Origin of the sequence: Vibrio sp. Isolate23 (genome assembly GCF_022398095.1) — a bacterium.
GTDB classification, from domain to species: Bacteria; Pseudomonadota; Gammaproteobacteria; order Enterobacterales; family Vibrionaceae; genus Vibrio; species Vibrio coralliilyticus_A.
The window spans coordinates 685,970-711,459 of the sequence record NZ_JAKEUV010000001.1 but is presented as its reverse complement, the minus strand read 5'-3'; the positions used below and the strand labels follow the sequence as shown (position 1 = coordinate 711,459).

Genomic DNA, 25,490 nt, shown 5'->3' with positions numbered 1-25,490 from the left:
TCGCAACAGTAGCAAACTGTTGTGAGGCAAAATTTTACAATCTATATGCTGGGTTGAGGTGGACTGCATCGTCACATAAAGAGTCGATTTTATTGGAGAGCAGCGATTAATATTTTTGATTATTACCAGTCAAACCCGTTAATAGGTTTTGATGAAGGATTCTTATTGGTTAAAGACAAAGAACATCGATTTGTTGCTTGCAATTCTCAGTTTCTAAAAATGTCAGGATTTTCTTCTGTCGAGGATATATTAGGCTTGACTGATTTTGATATGCCTTGGAAGGAATACTCTGAAATCTATCAAGCTCATGAGAGAGATATACTTTCAGGTAGTCAGTACGATTTATTTGAACCTATCATAGATAGTAAGGGTAAAAAGCATAACCTACATATTCGTAAAAAAATAATTGAAGACTCGAAAGGTGAAATTGCAGGAATCATTGCTCATGCAATGATTTTCGAATATCGGTATGAGATGGAAATGATTAAGTTCTCAACAAATTGTTTCACGATTAGTCATGGAAATAATATTGAAGATTTAAGCAAGAAAGAAAAGGAAGTCGCTTTCCTTTTCTTAAATGGATACAAAAGACAAGAAGCGTCTAAGTACTTGTCTATATCACCAAGAACATTCGATTCACATATAGTGTCAATAAAAAATAAGCTTAATTGTGACTCAAGCCATGACTTAATTATAAAAGGTTTCCAGCTCGGACTGAAAGATAAGATACCGGAGACTATTTTAAAGGAGGGAGGCTTCCATAAGCCTAATAATGAGTAATGGGTATTTTAAAGAAGAATGAAGAATTAAATATATCTTCACGTGTTATAACGGGATCAAAATATATTCTTGAATCACTCAAGGAAAAAGGAATCCAGCATATTTTCATGCTTCCAGGAAAAATGGTTCAACCTTTTATGGAAGATATGACAAATATGAGGGGAATACACCCGGTCGTCGTTACTCATGAAGCCAGTGCAGGATATATGGCGGATGCTTATGCTCGAGTGACGCAAGGAGTGGGCGTTGCGTTATCCATATCAAGCCCAGGAGCTATGAATTTATTACCTGCAGTGGCATCAGCGTGGGCTGATGGTGTCCCTATCTTAGCCCTGAGCGGAGATGTTGCGACCCATCACGAAGCCAAAGGGGCATTTCAGGATGGGTCAGCATTAGGTACAAACGATGTAGCGGTCTACCAGACTGTTACGGGATTGGCCTCCAGAGTCAACCATGCTGAGCGAATTCCTGATTATTTAGCAAAAGCATTTGAACGAATGGCCTTACCCAACAAACTCCCTGCTTTTATTCAACTCCCTTTGGATGTACAAAAAGCAAAGTTGGATCCAAAGGCTAGACCTCTTGAAACTCATCAGTATCCCATTTCCGCAAATCCGCAACTGGTTAAGATGGTCGCAGATAAACTCGCCCAACCGGATGCTAGGAATTTAATTTTATTGGGACCTGAAGCAAGAAATTCTCGCTGTGCGCAAGTGGTTATTCAGCTTGCTGAGAAATTAGATATTCCAGTGGCGGTAACGCTAGATGCAAAGGGTACGTTTCCTGAGGATCATAAAATGTACTTAGGGGTGTTCGGATTTGCGGGTCATCAGCGAGCGATGGAAGCACTGCTGAGCGATGCATTCGATCATGTGGTTACGTTTGGTGTTAATTTTGATCAGCGTTCCTCACTATGCTGGAGTGACCAGTTGGCGAAAAGCGCACAATGGTTTTGTTGCTCAGCGAAACTAGGGCAGTATTACTTGCCGTTAGATAGCCGCAAAATACATGCCTCCCCCGATGAATTTTTGGATCAGCTTTGGGTGAGAGTTCAGTCTGAAAAAGTGTATTCCTCGTGTGCGCACATCTCTTGGCTAAATACGTTGTTCACTGTTCCACTGCATGTTCAGTGTGATGAGTTTAGCTCAGAGTATGGTATCCATCCGAAAGAGGCTATTTGTCAGCTTCGTCTTCATGCGCCTAGAAGTAGTATCGTATCTGTAGACTCTGGCAGCCACAGAGTGTTTTGTGCTCATTACTGGCAAAGCTACGAGCCTAACCAATATTTAACTTCTGCGAGTACAGCGCCAATGGGTTGGGCTATATGTGCAGGGGTTGCCGCCAAGTTAGCTCAACCTGAATACACCAGTATTGTCATTACAGGTGATGGCTGCATGCTTATGCACGGTAATGAGATCCAAACGGCTGCCCGGTACGATATCCCTGTGGTTTTTGTTGTTCTCAACAACAGTGCTCACGGTGGTATCCATGTTGAAACGCAGAAACATCAAAGCTTCATGCCAGAGCTGACAAAACTACCTCAGCATGATTGGAAAAAATATGCAGAATCTTTGGGACTCACCGCATATCGGGTGAGTGATCCTGACTTACTGCCTTCCGTTTATCAGCAAGCACTTGACAGCCATCGCCCTTGTCTCATTGATGTCATCTGCAGAGATGATGTGTGTGTACCTAATACTTATTACGCAAAGAATAATAATAACCTTCTTTAAAAACTATGAAAAAATTAAATAATAACTTCACATTGTTATTAATACTAACAATGATGAGTATGATGGGATTGATCGCATCGGATATTTATATTCCAGGGCTAAATACAATAGCAAAAGATTTAAATGCAAGTGTAAATGATGTCCAACTGACTATTGGTGTTTATTTGTTAGGTTTGTCCTTATTTCAATTAGTCTATGGCCCTCTCTCTGATCGGCTAGGTAGAAAACCTGTTATTTTGTTCGGATTTTTTATATACACAGTAGCTTCTATATTTGCCATTTATGCTAACTCTATTGAACAACTTATTATTGTTAGATTTATTCAAGCATGTGGAGCATGTTCCGGTTTGGTTGTAGGAAGAGCCATTATTTCTGATTTATACAGTAGAGAAGAATCTGCACATGTCTATAACTTCATTTATCCACTTGTCGCGGCTTCACCTGCTATTGCTCCATTAATTGGCGGGTATATTATAGAATACTTAGGCTGGCGTTATTCTTTTCTTTTTATATTTCTTTTCGGAGGGGTTTTATTGACGATCACTAGCATTAGCTTTAAGGAGTCGAATGTTAATGTTGATTCAAAGGAATATAAGATTAGCGACATTATTGGAGACTATCTATCCATAGTCGGGAATGGACAGTTTTGGAAATACACACTATGTGTTTTGATGTTATATGGTACTTGGTTTACTTTTCTCACTCAGGCCTCATTTATTTATCATGATATGGGGTACACCGAGAAACAAATCGGATATTTCTATATACCATTGGCCTTAATGATTTATGTTGGTTCTCGAATCAGTAAGTTCATGTCTGGCAGGGTAGGAATTGAGAGTACCTTCTTTTTAGGGTTGGTTATTTTTTGCTTCGGGGCTTTAGTGTTGTTTGTAACCTGTCAGTTTACTCACGTCACTGCGGCAGTGCAGCTTATAATACCGATGGCATTGCTTGCGACTTCAAATGGCATCGTTTTAACCCTAGGGATCTCATCGGCTGTTAGCTTGAATGCGGAAAAGTCAGGCAGTGCTTCTGCTGTTGTCGGTTGCTTACAGATCGGTTTTTCTTCTTTGTGCGCATCAATGTGGGGGTACTTTTTTGATATCACTCCTGCAGCAATGGCAGCGGAAATTTTATCTCTTTCATTGGTTGCATTTTTGGGTTACCTAACTATCCACAAATTGACCGCGAAGGTAGCAGAAGTATGAAACAAATACTGACGATATTATTTGCTTATTGTACGGCACTTCCTGCATTTTCTTTCGATCATCATGGGGAAATCTTCCAAGCTGGTGTGACAGGTGCGACCATGACAGGCGCTTACACTGGTTCGACGACTTATCGAGAGATCGTTAAGCACGGTAACCTTGGACTTGGTACGGCTAATGGGATTAGAGGAGAAATGGTATTTCTGGATGGGGAGGTATTTATCACTCGAGATGGGCAGGGCCATACTGAGCAACCTTCTTTAGACACGAAAACACCGTTTTCGATTGTGTCAAACTTTTATCCTCACACCGTTTTTAGCCTTGAGAATGTCGATAGTAAAGCGCACTTTACGCGCTTGTTAAAACCTCGATTAGTGTCGGACAATGTATTTTATGTTATGCGAATAGAAGGGCGTTTTAATCTTGTGCGGGCAAGAAGCATTACTAAACCAGCAGGTCATAATGACCTTGATCTTAAGCAATTTATTGCTGATAACGAACAAGTGAATGAATATCAAAATATTACTGGGACGATGGTTGTATTTAAATCTCCAACATTCGCTTATCCAATGACTGTGCCGGGTTACCATATTCACTTTATATCTACTGATCGAAAGTATGCTGGGCATGTGTATGATTTTAGTATCGATCAGGCATCATTATCATTACAGGCCGCTTCAAAGTTCAGTATTGTTTTACCAGACAACGCTGAGTTTTTGGCCCACAAGGTTGAAAAAGTAGACCATAAGGTCATTCACCATGTGGAATCTGGAGGGAAGGGATGAGGTGTGGCTTATGAGTCCGGAACTCTTCGGGGTACTGGTGTTCATTCTGCTAGGATGTGTGAGTAATACTTCGTGGCTATTGGCTTACCGTCAAGCTATCGAGTCACTATTCATTAATCGCATCCTTCCGTTGGCAATGTTGTTTTTAGTTTCCTTGGGAGAGATAAGCTTTAAAGCATTGCTGAGTTACTCAGGAGTTTACTATCTACTTGCTGTTGTATTCATGGTGGGGGCTTATCTGTGTTGCTGTCGTTTTTTGGGAGTCGGTGGGCACAATGAATCGGTGAGTATTGCGCTCAGTACAAGTTTTTCAAATTTAGTGTTGGTTGGTGTTCCGCTGTTTTTGTGGTTAGGTAATGAATCAGTCATTTCACTGATCTATATGATTATTCCTTTTCACTCCTTCATTCTGTTTATGTGTGCATCTTTGCTTGCGGCTGTTCGAGGAGCAAAAAAGGTAAAACGAGCTCTACCCAATGTTCCACTTTTGTCGTGGGCAATATTAGTTGGTTTTGTGTTATCGAAATTACAGGTATGGCAAGGAGTAGAAGTCGCATACCTTAAGTCATCGACGGTATACGTATTACAGTTTGGCACAATTTGGGTATTAAGCGCTCGATTAACAGCTAATCGATTGAATGTACAGGGCATTAAGGCGGCATTTATTATCTCGTTAACAAAGGTCGTATTAATGCCAGCTTTCTTCTTTGTTGTCCTAAGCCCATTTTCGCTAACGATGACCAAACAAATATGTTTGCTGGCAGGCTTACCAATTGGACTCAATACGTTAGGCTTTAGCGGTAAATGTCGCCAAGAGGTAAACTACGCACTATCCCTTGCGCTTGTCATATCATCCCTGTTATCACTGATTACGATCCCCCTCATAGTATATTATTTGGGGGCATTTTGATTTATGCCATTGTGAACAACAGAGAAGAGAGTTAGAGAAAGTTAAGATTTGGTCAAAAATAGAGTCCCGAGTGAAGTTGTCGATTGAGATCGCAACGATGGGTAATTAAGGGTGCTATGTTTGTATAAAAAACAACCTAACCAAATCGACTAAGATAGCAAAGGAGCCGTTATGCTAGGTGAAGATCACTCTCTACTCAATGAGTTTCCACAGTACAAAGAAACCATTCGAGCATTAGCTAAAATGGATGAAAATTTTCTCGCTGCAATGAAGTCCTACGATTCACTAGATAAGGAAATCCGCAAATTGGAGATGATGGACTCTCCTGTTAGTGATGAAGAAATGCACAAAATGAAGCATGATCGGGCAGTGATGAAAGATCAACTCCATAAGCGACTGATTAGTGCGCATCGATAATATTCACAATAAGGTCAGAAAGCACCGGACTAGGGGAGCTCCCTTCCCCTAGTCTCATCATTCAACATATACAAGGTACTGTTCTAGAATTATCGTAAGACGAGGTAATTCCGAATTAGGCCTTCAGTTATGGGCATATTTACTTGCAATAAGTGCTATAAGTTTGTCGCCCCCAACGCATTAGCCTCTAGAGGCGGAATTTGCCACGCGTGTTTCCAGTTTCTCATGGCATCAAAGATGCCTACAAAGCTTGTAGACCTCGTTTACAAGGAGATAGAAGAAGGAAATCAAATCAAGAATTTTTGTATTATTAAAGCCGAATGCGACAGTTGGATCACTGTTGACCTTAAATACCCATTTTCGCAGATATACGATTTGAGTGGGGTAATTTATGTCGAAAGCTCAAACAATGCAACATACACAGATGTAGAATATCACTCTTCCCAAGGTGGCACCGAAACGGTCAAAATTCAGTCTGTGTTGAGGCTCATTGATGAGCCTCAAACTGCTGCAGGTGTGCATGACTTGTCTTACTACGCACGTTATGTTGTGCGTCTTATTATTCTTTTTCTATCAATTTTGATTGCTTTGATCTATTTCTTTCCTAAGCCTATCTTATTATTCATTCAAGTTGTCCCACTCGTTGTCTTCTTTAGTTGGGTTGTTAGGCAGTTTTTGAAAGATAGATAAAGCCTAGGTCGATTGGTCTACGTTGGATTAGTACCTTCCATGGTAAAAGCTGAATATCCTGGGCATTAACAGGTTGCACTTGAGGGCTAAATACTTAACTGCTTACTGAGTATTGAGTGCTAGCAACTTTTCAGTAAACTGCGCAAAACCGTAGCCGCCTGGCTCTGTCATTAGGACCGAAGGATGAAACGCCAATCGATCCCAATAGTGTTTAATATTCGCGACCCCAACACTGTTTGGCATAATTTCAAACATGTGCTGGTCGTTCATTGAGTCACCGACATAACAGGCGCGCGTTGTGATCTCTTGGCTAGACAGGCCTTTCTCGGTAAGGAATGCTGTGGCTGTCGCCTTTTTCGAGTGCTCGCCATACCATGCATTAATGTGAATCGAGCTGGCGGTGGCGTGGGCACCTAAAGCATGAATCTTAGCGACAATTTCTTCGATCACGGCTTCGTCTACACGGGGGCGGTTCTGGCCGATATCAATCGCCACTTCACACAAACGATAAGATTGATCCAGCGTTAGTGACAAATCTGGGTAGTCACGTAGGATGTCTTCAACCTGCGCTTTTAGCTTTGTCTGGTCGTCGCGGATAGCTTCAAGAGAAACACCAGAGCGTAAGGTAAGAAATCCATTTTTCTTTTCCATAATAAATGCGCCGTTTTCACCTAATACGGCATCCACAGGCCAAAGCTGGGCAATATGGTCACACCAACCCGCACAAGCGCCAGTTACAGCAACCACTTTCTTGCCTGAGTCTCTTAATTTTTGTAGCGCGATTAAGGTCTCTGGCGGCAAACGGCCTTCCCAAGTTAGGGTGTCATCGACATCTGTCAGTACCCAGTCGACCTGTTTCCAGTTTTGGTTTAAATCATTCGTTACCGAATTCATTTTTACACCTCAAAACTCTTTCAATACATCGTGTTAAAGTAAATTCGGCAAAAACATCACTAAGCTTTCTGAGAAAGTCAGCAGCATCAACACCGTCAGTAGAGCCAACAGCAGTGGCGCCACTTCTCGTACAAAATCAACCATACGTACCTTTAGGATGGAACATACGGTGAACATCATTGAACCAAATGGCGGTGTCACACCCCCAATCATGATGTTTACAATGACAATGATGCCGAAGTGAACTGGGTTGACGCCCAAATTCAGTACGGCTGGCAGTAGCAATGGCGTGAGGATGATCATCGCCGCGCCACCTTCAATAAACATCCCTACGACCAACAGCAGAGCGTTAATGAGTAGCAGCAATACCAGTTTGTTGTCTGTCAGTTCAATCAGCGCTGAGGCCACATTGTGTGGGATTTGCTCCAGCGTCATGTAGTAACCAAACACCATGGCACCAATAATGATGAACATGACGCTACTGGTGCCTTGAACCGTTTCACGCATGATCATTGGAATGTGTTTGAAGCCAAGCTCGCGATACACAAATGCGCCAATGATGATGCAGAGTAGAACCGCAATCGCTCCTGCCTCAGTCGGTGTAAATAAGCCAAAGCGCATTCCCAAAATGATGCCGAAAGGAATCAATAATGCAGGCACCGCTTTCAGGAAGTAATGGAAACGCTCTTTCGCTGTTGCAGGCTCTGAACGAGATGGCTTGTACTTACGTTTGCGGGCGATAAACGCGATGGTCAGCATCAGTGAAGCCGCCATCAGAAGCGCTGGCACATAGCCCGCAATAAACATCTGATGAACAGAAACATTGGCGAGCAACGCAAAAATAATCAGGTTGATGCCTGGCGGAATCACTGGGCTAATACTTGAAGAAGCCGCGGTTACCGCCGCGGTAAAGGGTAGGTCATAACCGCGTTTGGTCATTTCTGGCGCTAGTATTTTCGACTGCATCGCAGCATCAGCGTTGGCAGAACCCGAGATGCCGCCCATTAGAGTGCTTAATGCTACGTTAACCTGTGCCAGGCCACCTGTTTTGTGACCAATCATAGAATCGGCAAAGGCCAGCAGGCTTCGGCTGATCCCGGCGTAGTTCATGACCGAGCCGACCATAATGAAAAACGGTATCGCTAGCAGCGGGAAAGATTCAGCGGAGCTTATAAAACGCTGCATGACCAAGCTTACGGGAATCGAATCATTGATGAATAAGAAGTAGACCATCGATGAGGCGATCAGTGAAAAAGCAATGGGAATATTGAGCAGAAAAAGGACAAATAGAATGATGATTGGCAGATAGCTTTCCATCGACAGAACCTATTTATGTGAACGCTTAAGTAACGCGACGTCATCCACAATGAACTTCACTGTGTGAATAGCCATAAGAACAAAACAAAGTACCAGTACGCCGTTAATGGCGAAGTACGATAAGCCCATTACAGGCGTGACTTTGTTGGAAAGCATCAGGTATTGATAGCTCAGAATCGCCATCAAGATATTGAGGGCCAGTAAGAACACAGACACACCGAGCTTAAATGCAGGTTTTGCTTTGCTTGGCAGCATAGCGACCATGACGTCGACGCCCATATGCAGCTTGTGCTTGTAACAAGAGCTGATACCTAAGTACACCGCCCAGATAAAGCAGATGACAGACAGCTCTTCGCTCCAAGGGACGACAAAGCCAAACCCGTAACGTAAAACCACGTTCACAATCACAACCAGTACTGTGATTGAAATAGCAATCGAAGCGAGGATCTCTTCAATATTTCTTAGTAAAAACAAAAAATCGTCTCCGGAAAATTACCTATTAACCATAGATAATTTACGAACAATGCGGCCTGAAAAACATCAAGCCGCATCTAGGTTAGTCAGTGTTTTGTGAGTTATTGAGCCGCACGAATCGTTTCTAGCTCTTGCATGATCTTAGCGTGGATGCCTTCGCTCCATTCAGGGAACTGGTTGTAGACATCAGCCGTTAGCTGGTTGAACTCTTCAGAGTTGACTTCGTTAAACGTTACGCCAAGTTCTTCCAGCTTTTGGGTGTATTCCGTATCTAGCTTGACCAGCTCAGAGGTGTTTGAAATCGCGCCCGCTTCCAGCTCTTCGTTAATGATTTGCTGCTGCTCTGGAGTGAACTTGTCCCATAACTTAGGAGAAATATAGATGCCGACTGTGCCAAGGAAGTGCTTAGTGAGTGACATGTTCTTCGCGACTTCATAGATCTTAGTCGAGTACATCGTCAGAATAGAACCTTCCAGACCGTCAACCACACCTTGCTGAACACCCGCGTAAGTTTCTGGGAATGGCAGAGAAGCTGGTGCTGCGCCCATCGCAGATAGCGTGCTAATGAACAGTTGGCTCTGTGGTACGCGAATACGCATGCCTTTCATATCTGCAGAGTTCACGATCTCTTTGTTGGTGATCATGTGGCGGAAGCCGAACATGTAATCTGCATTCAGTACTTTAATGCCTTTTTCTTCTGCTTTCGCTTTTAGCCCAGCGACAAACTCTGTGTCCATCATTGCTAGGTATTCATCGTACGTGTTGTAAAGCATTGGCCCAGCAAGCGCCGCGAAGTCTGGCACGTAGTCACCGAGGTAGGTTAAATCTTCGACCGCGATCCAGTTTGCACCGTTTACAACTTGCTCTAGGTTATCTTTGTATACAGGTAGCTGCCCGCCTGGGAATACTTTGATGTTCACTGAACCGTCAGTACGTTCACGGATTTTGTCTGTCGCCTTAATGAGCTCCTTGGTCAGTAACTCATTTTGCGTAAATACCAGGCTCATGTTGATGTTGATTGGATCAGCAGTCGCCTCAGCTTCAGGCTTTTTCGATTCACCACAACCTACTAAAAGTAGCGCTGCCGCTGTAATTACCGCACCTAATAGCTTTTTCATTTGTCAGTACCTTATTGATGGCTGTTTTATAAAAATTAGAGAGTGATATGTAATATTTGTAGAGTATGCGAGTGAATTATTACACTCATATGAACATTTTCATTATTAATATGAACATATTTTGAATGAGATCTCACAATTGTTTAGCGACATCAGCCATTGCCGCTGATGTCGCTTTTCAGCTAAATTAACGGATAGATCGTTATAAATAATAAAACTGTAATAAAACCAATCTATTGTCGCTTGGTTTTCAAATGAACATTGAGGGTACACTATGATTACAGGCCATCGCGGTGCGGCATCGTTAGCACCAGAGAATACTTTGGTGAGCATTGAACACGCTGCTCAGTCAGGTGCCCTATGGGTAGAAATCGACACCCAACTCAGCGCCGACAACGTTCCAGTTATCATTCACGATAAGACGGTTGATCGTTGTACCAACGGCAAAGGTAAAGTATCAGACCTTGATACTAAGGCGCTTAAAGCACTCGATGCAGGGAGTTGGTTCGGCGCATCGTTCGAAGGAGTATCCATTCCCACTCTCGAAGAGGCGTTGGATAAATGTGTCGATCTCGGGCTCACGCTGAACCTTGAGTTGAAAACCTACGATGACAAAACCATCGACACTCTGGTAGAGCAAGTGGTTAAGGTAGTGAAGCAGAAAAACTACCCGTTGGATAAGCTGCTTTTATCAAGTTTTAGCAAAGAGGCACTGGCCATTTGCCGAGCGCAGATACCGGAAGTAAGACGTGGGTTCATCTGCGAAGTGTGGAATGACTTTAGCCTAGAGTCGTTGCAAGACTTGGACTTGTTCAGCATCCACATTGATCACAAAATTCTTGATGCTAAGATTGCGAAGTCGATTAAAAACGCGGGTTTGGTGTTAAAGATCTGGACGTTGAATGCGCCAGACAAAGCACAGGCGTTTTACGATTTGGGTGTGGATTACATCATCACGGATAAGCCAAACGAATTTTAGTAGGAACTATGGAACTGAACCAACGCCAAAAACAGATTCTCGCGACCCTTAAAGTGGATCAGGATGTTCAGATCGACCAGTTAGCCGAGTTGTTTTCAGTGACCACGCAAACCATTCGGCGCGATGTAAACAACTTGTGCGAGCAAGGGCTAGCGCGTCGAGTTCACGGTGGGATCAGTTTGCCTGCTACCTTAACAAACACCAGCTATCGCTTTCGTTCAGAGGTGGAGTCGACCACCAAAGATGACATCGCCATGGCGGTCGCGGAAGCCATTCCAGATGGTGCGACCGTGATGATTGGTATTGGTACTACGGTTACGCGCATTGCTCAGTTTCTATTGGGGAAAACTACCTTGCGCGTCGTTACCAACAACCTGCAAGTCGCGAAAATCTTAGAAGCCAATCAGAACATTGAAGTCTACCTTGCCGGCGGCCTGTTTCGCCGTGAGCATCAAGATCTGGTGGGGAGCAGTGTGGTCAACTTCTTCGAGGGCTTTGAAGCCGATATCGGCCTATGCGGTTGTGCATCGGTGACAAGCAGTCACTTCGCAATGGAGCATGAGCAGTTAGAATCGGACTTGTCTCAATCCATCATGCGCAACAGTCGCCAAACTTGGCTGGTAGCTGATGCCACTAAATGGGAGCGCACTACTGCGATCAAGGTTGCGCCTCTTGCTCACTTTGAGCGTATTTACACCAATAAAGATCACCTACCCAATGAGTTGAATGTTAAAGTCATTCCAAGTGCTCTATCGCCAAGCAAAGAATAAGAACTCTTCCGGTATTTCAAGAACGTACGCCTAAATGCTAGCCCTGTTTATCGACTATTATTAATAGATATGCCTATACATGGAAGGGAAGCGACTTCAGTTTACTTCTGCGCCCTGACATGTTGCTTCACGCTTATCGAGCAAACCGCTGAATTGGGTGAGAAGTAGGGCAATGATGACAATCAAAGCGCCGACCCAAGGTGTATTCATTAGGCCATTCTGTGCAACGATTAATCCTCCTCCCCACGAGCCCAAAGCGATGCCGACGTTAAACGCCGCTATGTTAAGTCCAGAGGCGACATCAACCGCATCAGGCGTATGTTTTTCTGCCAGATTAACCACGTAAACTTGCAACCCAGGGACGTTACCAAAGGCGAATACCCCCCAGATTAGAATCGTAATAACAGCACTAACAGGATGGTAAGCAGCAAGGTTGAAGACAAGCAGTATCATCGCAAGACCAATAAAAATGGCGGTCAGTGCTTTGACAGGTCCAAGTTTATCGGCCATTTTGCCTCCCCAGATATTGCCAATGGCAACCGAAACACCATACACCAACATGATTAACCCTATGGTCCCAGAGCTAAATCCAGAAACGTTTTCCAGTATAGGGGCGAGATAAGTGAAAGCAGTAAAAGTGCCTCCATATCCAAGTGCCGTAATCGCATGAACCAGTAGCAACCTAGGTTCAGTAAGAACCTTTAGCTGGGCTGAAATTTTGGTTGCTGGTGGCTGTTTGAGGTGGGCAGGGATTAACAGGGCACTGCCAAGCAAGGCAATGACGCCAAGAATAGCCACGGTGAGAAATGTCGCCTGCCATCCAAATGCTTGCCCGATATAGGTGCCAAGAGGAACACCGGTGACCAAAGCAATGGTAAGGCCTGTAAACATGATCGCGATAGCGCTGGCGGCTTTTTCTTTGCTGACCAGTCCTGTCGCAACAGTAGAACCGATGGAAAAGAAAACACCATGAGCCAGTCCGGTCAGGATACGAGCGATGATCAGAGTTTCATAACTCTGAGCTTGCCACGCGAGTACATTCCCTAAAACAAACAAGCTCATTACGGACAATAGGACCTTTTTTCTTGGCCAGTTGCCAGTAAGCGCAGTTATGACAGGAGCTCCAATTGCCACGCCAAGCGCATATAAGCTAACCAATAAGCCAGCGGAAGGTAGGGATACTGCAAGGTCGCTTGCCATGGTCGGAATCAATCCGACGATAACAAACTCAGTAGTGCCGATAGCAAAGGCACTGAGGGTTAAAGCAAAAAGTGCAATTGGCATAATAAATTCCAATAATGATGTCGTGGCCGCCATTATTGAAAATCTTTTATTTGTTAAAAATGGTGATTTTATCAAATTACTTTTGCTATAAATAAAGGTAATTGAATTTAATGGACGAAGAAATGCGCACAAGTTCATATGAGTTAGAAATGCTACTCGCGGTTGTCGATAGCGGCGGGTTTTCGGCGGCAGCTGAAATGTTAAACATACAAGTTGCCAGAATTTCACGTGCGGTAAGCAAGGTGGAGAAACAGCTGGGTGTTTCAATATTGAACCGAACAACAAGGCGGGTAGAGTTAACCCAAGAAGGTAGGTCTTTTGTTGACTCTGTGCGTAAGGGCCTTCACATTATTCATCAGGCTGAAGAAGAGCTGATTTCTGGAAGCGAACGTCCTAGAGGTAAGTTACGAGTGGATGCCGCCAGTCCATTTGTTTTCCATCAGCTTGTACCGCTGATACAGTCATTCAAAGATACTTATCCAGAGATTGAGTTGGAAATAACCTCTAACGAAGGTTTTGTTGATTTGCTCGAGCAGCGCACCGATGTCGCTATCCGTATTGGACAACTAAAAGATTCAACATTGCATGCACGTCCACTAGGTAAAAGTGAGCTCTTCATCGTTGCTTCTCCCCTGTATCTGGAATCTGCTGGTGTGCCCCGCACAACGTCAGAACTACAGTCGCATCAATTGATAGGTTTTACATCACCTAAAGTGCTTAACCAATGGCCGCTAAAAGGAGCTGATGCCATAGAGCCAGATATCACGTCGAGTAATGGTGAAACGGTTCGGCAGTTGGCATTGGCATCTAATGGTATTGCCTGTTTGTCTGGCTTTATGGTTCGCGAAGATATTAAACAAGGTAGGCTGGTATCTTTGCTTGATGATGCTAAGCGTCTTGATACCGGTCGAGAGCAGGTCAGTGCTGTGTACTACAAATCTTCAGCAGTGGCACGGCGAATCTCCGCGTTTATCGACTTTATTCAGCCGAAGTTAACCTTGTAGCAAGATTAGTTTGTGAGCTCAGTGTTTGACTAACCCCACTGCTAATATGGATAACAGTGATTCAAAAGGAGAAAGATTATGATTAAAACAACAACTTCAGTAGTTGAAGGCCGACCTGTACAAGATTATTTGGGCGTTGTGGTCGGTGAAGCTATCTTAGGAGCAAACATTTTTAAAGATATGTTCGGCGCAATTCGAGATGTCGTCGGTGGCCGCTCTGGCGCCTATGAAAGAGAGATGGGCCGAGCTCGTGAGATAGCTTTTGCTGAAATGGAAGAGCGAGCACGTGAGCTGGGTGCCGATGGCATCGTCGGCATCGACATTGATTACGAAGTCATTGGCAGTGGCGGCAGCATGATGATGGTGAGCGTCAGTGGTACCGCGGTGAAATTCAAATAAGGCTATTCAGCAAGGCGCTTTTGCGGTGTAATGGCGCCAATTGCAGATTTAGGAAAGTAATAGATGAAAATTTGGGTTGATGCAGACGCGTGTCCGGTAGTTATCAGAGACATTCTTTTTCGAGCCTCTGAGCGCACTGGCGTGGAAGTCACTCTAGTGGCTAACCAGTTTATCCGTACTCCTGCTTCTCCAAAAGTCACCATGCTACAAGTTCAGGCTGGCTTTGACGTCGCAGATAATGAGATTGTTCAGCGCTGTGAAGCTGGCGATCTGGTGATCACCAGCGATATCCCATTGGCCGATGAGATCATCACCAAAGGCGGCCACGTGTTGAGTTCTCGTGGGGAGCAGTTCACCAAAGAGAACATAAAATCACGCCTTAATATTCGTGATTTTATGGAAACCATGCGCAGTAGTGGTGTCCAAACGGGCGGCCCAGCACCGCTAAACCAAGCGGATCGACAGCAATTTGCTAACCATTTAGACAAATGGTTAGTGCAGTGGCAAAGGGCGCAAAAATAGGAGGAGTGGATGTCCTTGGTTAACCAGTTAGCGCTGTTTATTGATGTGGTGCAGCAAGGCTCCTTTACCAAAGCTGCAACCTTACACAATATGGACAACTCATCGTTGTCAAAACAGATCAAAAAACTGGAAGTAGAGCTGGGTGTGCAGCTTCTTAATCGCTCAACGCGCTCCTTTTCCCTAACGCCAGCGGGTGAAGAAATTCTCGAGCAGGCACATAATCTGGTTGGGACTTTAGGGCATGTTCACTCCATCGCAGACTCTTATCAGGCAAGGCCGAAAGGACGCATACGCATTACCGCACCTTTGCATATTGGCCAGCACTACCTTCAGCCCGTGATTACGCAATTTATGCGCAGTTATCCTGAGGTGGAAATTAACCTGCAAATGGATGATAAACGTTCAGATATTATTTCTGATCACTTTGATGTCGCATTTCGTCTTGGTCGGCTAGAAGATTCGAGTTTGATTGCGAAGAAAATCGCTGATATCAGACCGGTGATTCTGGCGTCTGAAAGCTTTATCGAGCAGCACGGAGAACCTCAGACGCCGGACGAGCTAATGAGCTTGCCTTCTGTCGTCTATAGTAATGGGCCATTAACCGTAGATACGGCACGTATTAGTGAAGCACCGGGTGGCAGTACGTTCATAAATCACAAAATGACGGGTAAATACAAGGTCAATGATGTGCTGACTTTGTTAGTGGCCGTCCAAGATGGGCTTGGCTATGCCATGATTTCCTCTTCCAACCTATACCGCCCAGTTGCCGAGATGAATCTAAAGCCGATCCTGACGCATTACACTCTATGTAATCGAGGCCTTGCCCTGTACGCCTTGTACCCGCATCGTAAACAAACGGCACTGGTTAGAGAGTTTATATCTGCGGTGCAGGCGCATATTGGCACACCACCCATCTGGGAAAAGCAGGTGGACAACTTTGCTCAGCTCTATCCAACTCGCTAAAGAGTGAACAATAAAAAGCCCGGCGAAGGCCGGGCTAATCAACAAAACTTAGTGATGATGTTTGTGGCTCATTCCACTCATGACCTTCTTGATAGGTGCTGAGACGGTCTGTTCTTCACCGTTTGCAAAGGTCAGTTTCACATCAATGCTCTCACCTTCGACCAGCGGCTTTTTCAAGTCAAATAGCATAATGTGCAGGCTACCTGGTTTTAGCTCAACCATGCCATTGGCTGGCACAGTAATTTGATCGATTTGACGCATTTTCATTACATCGCCCTCTTTAATCACATCATGCAGCTCTACTTTGCCTGCAGCGTCTGTACTGGCTGATACGATAACGCGGTCTTTTGCGCTGTGGTTCATGATTTCCGTGAATACCGCACTGGTGGCTGCACTCGGTGGAGTCGCACGCGCATAGGTATGGGATAGCATGACGTCTGAAGCCGCGTGAGCAAGTTGGCTCAGAGCAATGGACGCTAAAATAAGGGCTTTTAACTTCATTACGAGTTTCCTTGTGACGTAAGTGTTTTCATCGCTTCAACCAAAGGAGCTGGTGTCAGCGTGTGTGGCACTTTAGTAATTAATGTGCCATCTGGTTTTAGGAAGTAGAAATAGGAGCTGTGGTCGAGCGTATACTTAAGCTCTGAGTTTTCTAATTGGGTCTTGCGGAAAATAACGCCATATTTATGTGCTAGAGGCGTTGTGATATCGAGTGGAGCTGATAGTCCTTCAATCATTGGATGAAAATATTGTGCGTACTTGTAAGAATCCGCTGCCGCGTCACGCTCTGGGTCGAGTGAGACAAACATAGGTCTGAATTTAGACTTAACACTTTCGTCCACCTGATTCAGTGCACCAGCTAGCATGGCTAATGATGTTGGGCAGACATCTGGGCAACGTGTGAAGCCAAAGTAAACAACACGTACGCGAGAGTCTTGTTGATCGAAGATTTTGACCGGTTCGTCATTTTCACCGAACAGGACGACTTCTTTACTGGTTGCAGCAGGAGCCTCGGCCGTTGGCTGTGAATCCAGATACGCTTTCACGCCAAAGCCAAGTGCAAACGCGGCAACTAAAATTAAAGACCAGTTCTTACTCATTGTTCCATCCTAATCGAGGTGCTCACACTGTTTTGGCCATCAGTGAGTTCGCCAACCCAAGTCATGGCATCAGTCGTACATACCGGCAGAATAACCTGGCCTGTAAACTGGCCTGTTGAGCTTTTATTGAGTTTAAATACGGCGGTACCCATTTCCATCTCGTAGCCTTCCAAAGTCAGCAACAGGCTTTCTTGTTGAGCTTCGGGCCAGTCTACGACGATTTCGGTAGGTACCAGTGGCTGACTGATGTCGCGATCAACTTTTATACGAACATTATCGCTTTCACAAGCTTGAGTGGTGAGTAAGCAGTATTCTGACAAAGGTTTGACTTGAGAACGGCTTTGAAACCATTGGTATAGGTCACCGGCGAAGAAGCCTACACCCAGCGTTAAAACGACTAAGAGCAGCTTTAGCAATGAAGACACGGTGTTCTCTCTTTGGTTTTAAAGCCGCAATCCTATCACCAAGCGAGACTAAATACCTCAGTCAACCAATAAATCTGTGCTTGGAATCAATCTACTCAATGATGAACATTGTGGCGGTGAATCCCATAAATGGCATGATCCAGAATTCGATCTCCAACTTTTTCCTTATTGGTGATGATACCCTCTAGGGTCATACCTACTCGCTCGGCGACTTGTCGGCTCGGTAGGTTGTCTTTGGCGGCAGATAGCTGGACTTTCTCCATCTGGTACTCATTAAATGCAATATCAATCAGTTTGTTCACCACGCGCGTAATGATGCCTTTGCCTTGCTGGTGTTGCGATAGCCAGTAACCAATTTCGACGGTTTTAGTATCGTGATTAATGGTGTTAAAACTGCAGTTACCCACAATTTCATGATTGTAGAGAATTGCGCACGTCATTGATTTCCCTTCTGCATATTCATGTAATACACGCTGAACGAACATACGGAAGTCCTGCTCAGACTGGCAGTAGGGAGGCCAAGCTAACCATTTTGATAAGTATTCTGTTTGATTGGATACTAATTCGCTGTACTGAGTGGCAAATGATTCCTGGACAAGAGCGAGTTCGAGTTCAGAGTCGATAGAGATTATGAACATAAGGAACCTAAACAAGTTGAATATGAAAGGTTAACTTAACAGAGAATGACTGGTATGACCATAAACACTTGTTGCAAAAACATTTTTCATGTAGCACGAAGTTCGCCCAAGACGTTATACAAATCACAATTATATAAATAGTCTTAATGAATTTATGGTTTTTATGAAACGAAATCGTTTAGCCTTATAAATCTAAAATAAGAAAAATTAGTCAGTTAGGTTAATACGAATGGATGAATCGCTTGATAACGTAAGCGTAGATTTACGTCAGGTGCTATTTGAAATCGCTTCAGCCCTCGATGACGTTGGAATTGATGATATCAACCATGGTTACCGAGTTGGGTACATTGCTTATCAATGTGCTAAACGAATGGGGTGGGAGGAAGAGCTATCTCAACTCGCTTTTTCTCTGGGGTTGATTCATGACTGCGGTGTTTCACAGTCTGATGAATTGACCTATCTGTTCGAGTCAATGGCTCCGAAGAACACAAAGAAGCACTGTATTAAAGGACATGGGTTGCTGAGTGTTTGTCCACCTTTAGCTGTTTTTGCTCTGCCGGTTTTGTATCACCATACTCAATGGCAACATCTGAGCTGTGAAGACAGACTGTCTGAAACGGATAAACAGCTTGCTGGGCTGCTATTTATTTCCGATCGAGTCGACTATCTCTACTCACGTTTTTACCCGGATCAATACGGCAATATCACTGAAAATAATAAGCGGTCGATTATTGGTGAACTCACCGCAAATGTTGGTACTTTATTTGAGCCGAATATGGTTCAACATATGTGTGAATTGATCGATAATGACGACTTCTGGTTTTCTATGGAATCTCGTTATATAGAAACCATGGCAAGCCGCTTTCCTTCCATACCTTTCTTTTCATCGTGTTTGGGGTTGGAAGACACGATTGCGGTGGCAGAATTTTTTGCCCAGATTGTCGATGCCAAAAGTACTTTCACATTCCAGCATTCTCGACATGTTGCAGAGTTAACCTCATTTCTAGGTAAACAATTGGGGTATTCGACGAAAGCGCAACGTATGTTGTATTTGGCTGGTTTGGTGCATGATATTGGCAAGCTGAAAACTCCAGTGGCTATTTTGCATAAACCTGCAGAGTTGACCGATGAAGAATACGCCTGTATCAAGCGTCATGCGACGGATACTCGCCATGCATTAACGAACATGTTTCGTTCCAGTCAAGTAATTGATTGGGCTTCAAACCATCATGAAAGGCTTGATGGTTCAGGGTATCCTTTAGGGAAGACGGCCAAAGAGTTGGATCAACCCAGTCGTATTGTTGCTATTGCCGATGTATTTCAGGCTTTGACGCAATCTCGCCCCTATCGACAAGGGGTCTTGCTTAATGAAACAATGCAAATTCTTCAGGGGTTGGTGGATGACGGTAAACTTGATGCGGTAGTGTTTGAATGCCTGATGGAGAATGAACTGGAGTGTTATCAGATTTCTACAGGTCACCCTGCCATAGAAAAAGCCAGCGCTTAATGCGCAGGCCTTTGGCTTATTGAGCTTGATTACTTTTCCAGCAAGAACTGTTTGAAGCGTGCTTGTGTTTCTGCATCGGCTTTGTTGTACCAGAAATGCAGCATCTCTTCCGCTGTGGAATCGCCTTTGACGCCTTCCTTCGTCACTTGAGCGGGTAGATGAACTGGCTGGACTGCTGCGCCTATTGCGGCGGCTGAAACCGCAGCCACACCACCACGACGGTTGTAATCAGCTAGCTCAATTTGGAAGTTACGCCCTATTTGCATTCCATCTTTTATAAGCTTGTCCTGAGTGACGGCAAGCGGGTTGCCGTTTTCTGTCGTCAGTTGCCAGTCTACATCTTTAATTTTCTTCTCACCTTCGTGGTGATCACGGTATTTCGGCATGTCGAACGTCAGCTCTGTATCACTGGTATTAAAAGTGGCAATGATAGGGTCGCTTTCAAGAATAATTCGGTCATTACCTTGAGTGAAGTACGGTTGATAGCGGAATAAGATTTGGTTCTCACCATTTGGCAGAGTCAGTGTTTTATTCGCCGAAAAGAAACCGCCAGACAATTCTGGTTTGGCATCATTTGCAACCAAGACGTCCACTGTTTCAGGGACGGTAATCGTGACTTCGGCCGCTGCCATCGCACTGAGGCTCAGTGCTGTTGCAGCCAATAATGTTGTACTGATTTTCATGACTTGATCCATTTGGTTTGGTTACCAATACTTTGCCTAGCAAGTTAATAGGTTTCAATTAGATGAATGTCAAAGTGATAAGATTTCACGGAAACTTAACTTTTAATGATGATAAATGTCTTAGTTATTCGAACTAGAGTGTGAGAGGTGCCCGTGACGAACTTTAAATAAGGCCTTTTAGGTTTATGAATGTTCGGCTTTCATTTCTATAACGGATAGTTTTTGAGCGGCGTTTCACGGTAAATAGATAACAACACGACTATATTGATTGATGTGTCTGTAACCAAAATAAAGGATAACGCTATGAAATGCATTTGGATGCACGACAGCCGCTTAGTGTTGTCGCCATGGTATAACTTAGACTTCTGCTTGTCCCTGCTGAATAAAGAATCAGCACTTATTTAATTTCCTCAGGTGCATACGCGCCGCTCTTATTTGTCATTTTATTTTTGAATCTAATGCAGTTTTCTGCAGGGATAGATCTATCTATAGGAAATTAAACATGAAACGTATACCAGAGCCTTTTCGTATTAAAATGGTTGAACCGATCAAAGTGACCACATACCAAGATCGAGTCATCGCGTTGAATGAAGCTGGTCTCAACCCTTTCTTATTAAAGAGTGATGATGTGTACATCGACCTTCTAACAGATTCAGGGACAGGTGCGATGAGCGACAACCAATGGGCAGGCATAATGATGGGAGATGAGTCCTATGCCGGAAGTCGCAACTACTACAATTTGTGTCAGGCAGTGGAACATTTCTTTGGTTATAAGCTTACAGTGCCTGCTCACCAAGGACGTGGGGCAGAACAAATTCTGTTTCCAGCGCTGATTGAGCGTATGCGTAGCGTTCGCGGTGGGACGGAGCCAGTTTTCATCTCCAACTATCACTTTGATACAACCGCTGGACATATCGAACTGAATGGTGGTAAGGCAATCAATGTGGTGGATAGACATGCCTTTGATACAACGACGCCTTATGACTGGAAGGGTAACTTTGATCTCGATAAGTTGGAAGCCACGATAGAACAGTATGGCGCTCATAATGTCTGTGCGATTATCACCACCGTCACTTGTAACAGTTCAGGAGGTCAGCCCGTTTCGATGGAAAATATGCGTGCTGTCTATGAGTTAGCGAGTAAAAATGATATTCCAGTCGTGATTGATTCCGCCCGTTACTGCGAAAATGCCTACTTTATAAAACAGCGTGAAGAAGGGTATCAGGATAAGTCCATCTTAGAGATCATTCGTGAAATGTATCAATATGGCGATATGCTTACCATGTCAGCCAAAAAAGATCCAATGGTTAACATCGGTGGTTTGTGCTGTATTCGAGATCATGAGGAGCTTTTTCAAGCGGTACGAACTCGCTGTGTTCCGATGGAAGGGTTTGTGACCTATGGCGGTATGGCGGGTCGAGATATGGAAGCGTTGGCTCGTGGTTTGTATGAGGGAGCAGACGAAGATTTTCTCCACTACCGGATCAGCCAAGTTCAGTACCTAGGTGATCGCTTACGTGAAGGTGGTATTCCTATTCAGTATCCCACAGGTGGTCATGCAGTGTTTGTCGATGCAGCGAAGATACTGCCACACATTCCACCTGAGGAGTTCCCTGCGCATGTTTTATGTAATGCCCTATATCTTGAATCTGGTGTGCGCGCCGTAGAAATAGGTTCACTTCTTTTAGGGCGTGATCCCGAAACAGGTAAACAAAAGCCGTCAGAGCTGGAGCTGATGCGTTTGACTATACCCCGCCGTGTATATACCAACGATCACATGGATTACATCGCTGATGCGATCATTGCGCTCAAAGAACGTGCTCATGAACTTAAAGGCTTAACGTTTGAGTACGAACCACCTGTACTGCGTCATTTCACGGCGCGATTTAAGTCCAAATAATCCTTGATTAAAACCTGCCTCCTAACCCCTTTAGGAGGCAGTATCTTCTATATGTTTTTATTACTATATTTGGTATCTCATTCTTTAAATTATTGACAAATAAGTATGTTTTTCTATATCTGATATTTTATAAAATATGGGCAGGCATCCTCATTTGTGATGTAACAAGTCTAAGATATACAATTATTTTCTGATCTTGCCTCGAAAAGAGTCTTTATTTTTTTCATCAAAAAAAAAGTCTCTCGAATACTGAAAGTGATGTTCTTCGTGATGTAGCAAAGAACAGCGAATACCGATCCTCGATAAGTTTTTCGGCTCACTACTTGGCCAGCTAGGCATTTAAGGCAACTTACGGCGATGGGTATCACTTCCCAACTTTCGGGTAAATGTACAAGGAATGAGAGAAATAGGTATGAATCGTATAACTTTGTGCGCCGCTAGTATCGCTTTGGCGCTATCCGGCACTGCGATGGCTGCACCAACAGCCCCAAGTATTGATGTCTACGGCTCGAACAATCTTCAGTTCTCGAAGATTGAATTAGCAATGGAAACCACCGCTGGTTACAACCAAATGGTGAAATATTTTGATGAGGCTGACATCGCTATTAAGTTTAATCAGTGGAGTGGCACAACAGGGGACACATACAAGGTTTACTTTGATGGTGTTGAGGTAGCTACTGGTCCAATTTCGGGTAGCCAAACAACAGCCAACTTCAAGTATGCGACAGGTGGTCGTTATCAAATGACCATTGAAGCTTGTGATGAAAGTGGCTGTAGCACGAGTGCGCCTGCTGAGATCGTGGTCGCAGATACCGATGGTGCTCATTTAGCACCACTGGCGATGAACGTCGATCCCAATAACAAGAGCTACAACACCGACCCGAGCACAGTCGTTGGTACTTACTTTGTCGAGTGGGGGATTTATGGACGTGAATTTACCGTTGATAATATTCCTGCCGATAACCTGACTCATATCCTTTATGGCTTCATTCCTATTTGTGGTCCGAATGAGTCTGTGAAATCTGTTGGTGGTAACAGCTACAATGCGTTGATGACCGCCTGTACTGGTGTTCCTGATTACGAAGTTGTGATTCATGATCCTTGGGCAGCTTATCAGAAAAGTTTCCCTCAAGCTGGTCATGAATACAGCTCTCCTATCAAAGGTAACTACGCGATGCTGATGGCGCTTAAGCAGCGTAATCCAGATCTTAAAATCATCCCTTCTATTGGTGGTTGGACGTTATCAGACCCATTCTTTGACTTTACTACCAAAGCGAACCGAGACACTTTTGTCGCTTCTGTTAAGCGCTTCCTGACGACTTGGAAATTTTATGATGGCGTCGATATTGACTGGGAATTCCCAGGTGGCGGCGGTGCGGCTCCAGATCTTGGTGACCCGGTGAATGACGGCCCGGCTTATGTCGCGTTGATGCAAGAACTACGTGCAATGCTAGATCAGCTGGAAGCCGATACGGGGCGCACCTACGAGCTGACTTCTGCGATCGGGGTTGGCTATGACAAGATAGAAGACGTGAATTATGCCGATGCGGTTCAGTATATGGATTACATCTTTGCGATGACATACGACTTCTACGGCGGTTGGAATAATGTACCGGGCCATCAGACCGCCCTTTATTGCGGAACGTTTATGCGTCCTGGCCAATGTGACGGCTCTGGGGTGGATGAAAATGGTGAACCGTACAAAGGGCCTGCTTACACAACAGACAATGGTATTCAGCTCTTGTTAGCGCAGGGCGTCCCTGCGAACAAACTGGTTGTTGGTACTGCAATGTATGGTCGTGGTTGGGAAGGTGTGACACCTGATACGCTTACCGATCCTAATGACCCAATGACAGGGACCGGGACTGGTAAGCTGAAAGGCAGCACAGCACAAGGTGTTTGGGAAGATGGTGTAATTGACTATAAAGGTGTGAAGTCCTTTATGCTTGGCGCGGATAATACTGGCATCAACGGTTTTGAATACGGATACGATGCGCTGGCTGAAGCTCCTTGGGTCTGGAATCGTTCTACAGGCCAGCTGATTACATTTGATGATGACCGTTCTGTGAAAGCGAAGGGTGCCTATGTACGTAGCTTAGGTCTTGCTGGCTTGTTCTCTTGGGAAATCGATGCCGACAACGGTGATATTCTCAATGCGATGCATGAAGGTCTTGCTGGTGGAACTCCGGCGAATCGAGCTCCTGTTGCTGTAGCTGGCGCTGATATAACTGTGACAGGTCCTGCATCGGTTGTATTGGATGGCAGCAGCTCAAGCGATTCTGATGGCAGTGTTGCAAGCTATGCGTGGGAACAACTCTCAGGTACTAGTGTTTCACTAACGGGTGCAGACACCGCACAAGCAAGTTTTGATGTGGCAGAAGTTGCGCAAACTGAAACGCTTACTTTCAAACTAACAGTCACGGATAATGAAGGAGCTACGGGGACTGACACTGTGGTTGTGACAGTGCAGGCGAAAGACACTGGTCCTGTGAACACTGCGCCAGTTGCTGTAGTGTCAGCTCCTGCTACAGTGAATGCTGGAGACGTAGTGGTGGTTGACGCCTCAGGTTCTAGTGATGCCGATAATGATACATTAACGTACAGCTGGGATGTGCCTGCCGGAATTAATGCGACCATTAATGGTGCAACGGTGACGTTTACCGCAGCGGAATATACGCAAGATACTTCATTACTCTTTACGGTTACAGTGAGTGACGCTCAAGCGACCTCTTCTGCTTTGGCGACTGTCGTTGTTGCGAAGAAAGGTACAGGTGGCGGTACTTGTACCAACGCTTGGGATTCTGGCGCAGTATACAATGGCGGTGACCAAGTGACTTGGGATGGGAAAGTCTGGGAAGCCAAGTGGTGGACACAAGGTGATGACCCATCTCAATCGGGCCAGTGGGGGGTATGGAAAGAAGTCGGCCCTGCAGACTGCTAATCTAGACAGCTCTTCTTATAGTAGGTAAAGAGAAGCCGCTCAATATTGA

General features: G+C 44.6%; 26 protein-coding genes. 16 read left to right on the top strand and 10 right to left on the bottom strand.

Annotation, left to right across the window (positions count from 1 at the left end):
• Nucleotides 1–165: 165 nt before the first annotated feature.
• The 7 genes from L1D31_RS03135 (at nt 166) to L1D31_RS03105 (ending at nt 6,523) form a co-directional block, all read left to right on the top strand.
• Complete coding sequence (locus L1D31_RS03135) at nt 166–780, top strand: LuxR C-terminal-related transcriptional regulator (protein WP_239835623.1); 615 nt, start codon at nt 166–168, stop codon at nt 778–780.
• Nucleotides 780–2,513, top strand: a complete 1,734-nt coding sequence (locus L1D31_RS03130) for a thiamine pyrophosphate-binding protein (protein ID WP_275666044.1) — start codon at nt 780–782, stop codon at nt 2,511–2,513. The genes L1D31_RS03135 and L1D31_RS03130 overlap by 1 nt, the downstream gene beginning before the upstream one ends.
• Before the next feature lie 5 nt (nt 2,514–2,518).
• On the top strand, nt 2,519–3,721 hold the full coding sequence (locus L1D31_RS03125; protein WP_275666043.1) for a multidrug effflux MFS transporter: 1,203 nt from the start codon (nt 2,519–2,521) through the stop codon (nt 3,719–3,721).
• A complete protein-coding gene (locus L1D31_RS03120) occupies nt 3,718–4,506 on the top strand; it encodes an acetolactate decarboxylase (protein ID WP_239835620.1) in 789 nt (262 codons plus the stop codon). The genes L1D31_RS03125 and L1D31_RS03120 overlap by 4 nt, the downstream gene beginning before the upstream one ends.
• A 10-nt stretch (nt 4,507–4,516) precedes the next feature.
• Nucleotides 4,517–5,416 (top strand): hypothetical protein, encoded by a 900-nt coding sequence (locus tag L1D31_RS03115; RefSeq protein ID WP_239835619.1) that lies wholly within the window; start codon nt 4,517–4,519, stop codon nt 5,414–5,416.
• A gap of 171 nt (nt 5,417–5,587) precedes the next feature.
• Entirely contained in the window at nt 5,588–5,833 is a 246-nt protein-coding gene (locus L1D31_RS03110) for a DUF465 domain-containing protein (RefSeq protein ID WP_239835618.1), read from the top strand.
• 237 nt (nt 5,834–6,070) lie between these two features.
• Nucleotides 6,071–6,523 (top strand): hypothetical protein, encoded by a 453-nt coding sequence (locus L1D31_RS03105; RefSeq protein WP_239835617.1) that lies wholly within the window; start codon nt 6,071–6,073, stop codon nt 6,521–6,523.
• A gap of 102 nt (nt 6,524–6,625) precedes the next feature.
• Here the strand turns inward: L1D31_RS03105 and L1D31_RS03100 are convergent, their stop codons facing one another.
• From L1D31_RS03100 to L1D31_RS03085, 4 genes are all read right to left on the bottom strand, one after another.
• Nucleotides 6,626–7,417, bottom strand: coding sequence for an HAD-IIB family hydrolase (locus L1D31_RS03100; protein ID WP_239835616.1), 792 nt, complete (start codon nt 7,415–7,417; stop codon nt 6,626–6,628).
• 33 nt (nt 7,418–7,450) lie between these two features.
• Nucleotides 7,451–8,734 carry a TRAP transporter large permease gene (locus L1D31_RS03095; RefSeq protein ID WP_006960159.1) on the bottom strand — a complete coding sequence of 428 codons (1,284 nt, stop codon included), beginning with the start codon at nt 8,732–8,734 and terminating at the stop codon, nt 7,451–7,453.
• Nucleotides 8,735–8,743: 9 nt separating this feature from the next.
• Nucleotides 8,744–9,208: a TRAP transporter small permease gene (locus L1D31_RS03090; protein ID WP_019277198.1), complete on the bottom strand. Its 465-nt coding sequence runs from the start codon at nt 9,206–9,208 to the stop codon at nt 8,744–8,746.
• Between the two features lie 101 nt (nt 9,209–9,309).
• Nucleotides 9,310–10,326, bottom strand: a complete 1,017-nt coding sequence (locus L1D31_RS03085) for a C4-dicarboxylate TRAP transporter substrate-binding protein (RefSeq protein ID WP_006960162.1) — start codon at nt 10,324–10,326, stop codon at nt 9,310–9,312.
• Between the two features lie 274 nt (nt 10,327–10,600).
• On the opposite strand from L1D31_RS03085, the gene L1D31_RS03080 reads away from it, so the two are divergent.
• Both L1D31_RS03080 and L1D31_RS03075 read left to right on the top strand, forming a co-directional pair.
• Complete coding sequence (locus L1D31_RS03080) at nt 10,601–11,305, top strand: glycerophosphodiester phosphodiesterase family protein (protein ID WP_239835615.1); 705 nt, start codon at nt 10,601–10,603, stop codon at nt 11,303–11,305.
• 8 nt (nt 11,306–11,313) lie between these two features.
• Nucleotides 11,314–12,075, top strand: coding sequence for a DeoR/GlpR family DNA-binding transcription regulator (locus L1D31_RS03075; RefSeq protein WP_239835614.1), 762 nt, complete (start codon nt 11,314–11,316; stop codon nt 12,073–12,075).
• Between the two features lie 96 nt (nt 12,076–12,171).
• Here L1D31_RS03075 and L1D31_RS03070 read toward each other — a convergent pair whose 3' ends face one another.
• Entirely contained in the window at nt 12,172–13,359 is a 1,188-nt protein-coding gene (locus tag L1D31_RS03070) for an MFS transporter (protein WP_239835613.1), read from the bottom strand.
• 122 nt (nt 13,360–13,481) lie between these two features.
• Between L1D31_RS03070 and L1D31_RS03065 the strand changes: the two genes are divergently transcribed.
• The 4 genes from L1D31_RS03065 (at nt 13,482) to L1D31_RS03050 (ending at nt 16,247) form a co-directional block, all read left to right on the top strand.
• Nucleotides 13,482–14,363: a LysR substrate-binding domain-containing protein gene (locus L1D31_RS03065; protein ID WP_239835612.1), complete on the top strand. Its 882-nt coding sequence runs from the start codon at nt 13,482–13,484 to the stop codon at nt 14,361–14,363.
• A gap of 78 nt (nt 14,364–14,441) precedes the next feature.
• Entirely contained in the window at nt 14,442–14,762 is a 321-nt protein-coding gene (locus L1D31_RS03060) for a heavy metal-binding domain-containing protein (RefSeq protein ID WP_019276990.1), read from the top strand.
• 63 nt (nt 14,763–14,825) lie between these two features.
• Complete coding sequence (locus L1D31_RS03055) at nt 14,826–15,284, top strand: YaiI/YqxD family protein (protein ID WP_006960182.1); 459 nt, start codon at nt 14,826–14,828, stop codon at nt 15,282–15,284.
• A gap of 9 nt (nt 15,285–15,293) precedes the next feature.
• Nucleotides 15,294–16,247: a LysR family transcriptional regulator gene (locus L1D31_RS03050; RefSeq protein WP_239835611.1), complete on the top strand. Its 954-nt coding sequence runs from the start codon at nt 15,294–15,296 to the stop codon at nt 16,245–16,247.
• A gap of 48 nt (nt 16,248–16,295) precedes the next feature.
• Here L1D31_RS03050 and L1D31_RS03045 read toward each other — a convergent pair whose 3' ends face one another.
• The 4 genes from L1D31_RS03045 to L1D31_RS03030 all read right to left on the bottom strand — a co-directional run bounded on the left by L1D31_RS03045 (nt 16,296) and on the right by L1D31_RS03030 (nt 18,410).
• Complete coding sequence (locus L1D31_RS03045) at nt 16,296–16,748, bottom strand: copper chaperone PCu(A)C (RefSeq protein WP_239835610.1); 453 nt, start codon at nt 16,746–16,748, stop codon at nt 16,296–16,298.
• Nucleotides 16,748–17,347 carry an SCO family protein gene (locus L1D31_RS03040; RefSeq protein WP_239835609.1) on the bottom strand — a complete coding sequence of 200 codons (600 nt, stop codon included), beginning with the start codon at nt 17,345–17,347 and terminating at the stop codon, nt 16,748–16,750. The genes L1D31_RS03045 and L1D31_RS03040 overlap by 1 nt, the downstream gene beginning before the upstream one ends.
• Nucleotides 17,344–17,772, bottom strand: a complete 429-nt coding sequence (locus L1D31_RS03035) for a hypothetical protein (protein ID WP_239835608.1) — start codon at nt 17,770–17,772, stop codon at nt 17,344–17,346. The genes L1D31_RS03040 and L1D31_RS03035 overlap by 4 nt, the downstream gene beginning before the upstream one ends.
• A gap of 95 nt (nt 17,773–17,867) precedes the next feature.
• Nucleotides 17,868–18,410, bottom strand: coding sequence for a GNAT family protein (locus L1D31_RS03030; RefSeq protein ID WP_239835607.1), 543 nt, complete (start codon nt 18,408–18,410; stop codon nt 17,868–17,870).
• 229 nt (nt 18,411–18,639) lie between these two features.
• Between L1D31_RS03030 and L1D31_RS03025 the strand changes: the two genes are divergently transcribed.
• Entirely contained in the window at nt 18,640–19,917 is a 1,278-nt protein-coding gene (locus L1D31_RS03025; RefSeq protein ID WP_239835606.1) for an HD domain-containing protein, read from the top strand.
• A 29-nt stretch (nt 19,918–19,946) separates the two neighbouring features.
• Here L1D31_RS03025 and L1D31_RS03020 read toward each other — a convergent pair whose 3' ends face one another.
• Complete coding sequence (locus tag L1D31_RS03020) at nt 19,947–20,600, bottom strand: DUF2057 family protein (protein ID WP_239835605.1); 654 nt, start codon at nt 20,598–20,600, stop codon at nt 19,947–19,949.
• Nucleotides 20,601–21,102: 502 nt separating this feature from the next.
• On the opposite strand from L1D31_RS03020, the gene L1D31_RS03015 reads away from it, so the two are divergent.
• Both L1D31_RS03015 and L1D31_RS03010 read left to right on the top strand, forming a co-directional pair.
• Complete coding sequence (locus L1D31_RS03015) at nt 21,103–22,500, top strand: tryptophanase (protein WP_239835604.1); 1,398 nt, start codon at nt 21,103–21,105, stop codon at nt 22,498–22,500.
• A gap of 412 nt (nt 22,501–22,912) precedes the next feature.
• Nucleotides 22,913–25,441, top strand: a complete 2,529-nt coding sequence (locus tag L1D31_RS03010; RefSeq protein ID WP_239835603.1) for a glycosyl hydrolase family 18 protein — start codon at nt 22,913–22,915, stop codon at nt 25,439–25,441.
• Nucleotides 25,442–25,490 lie beyond the last annotated feature (49 nt).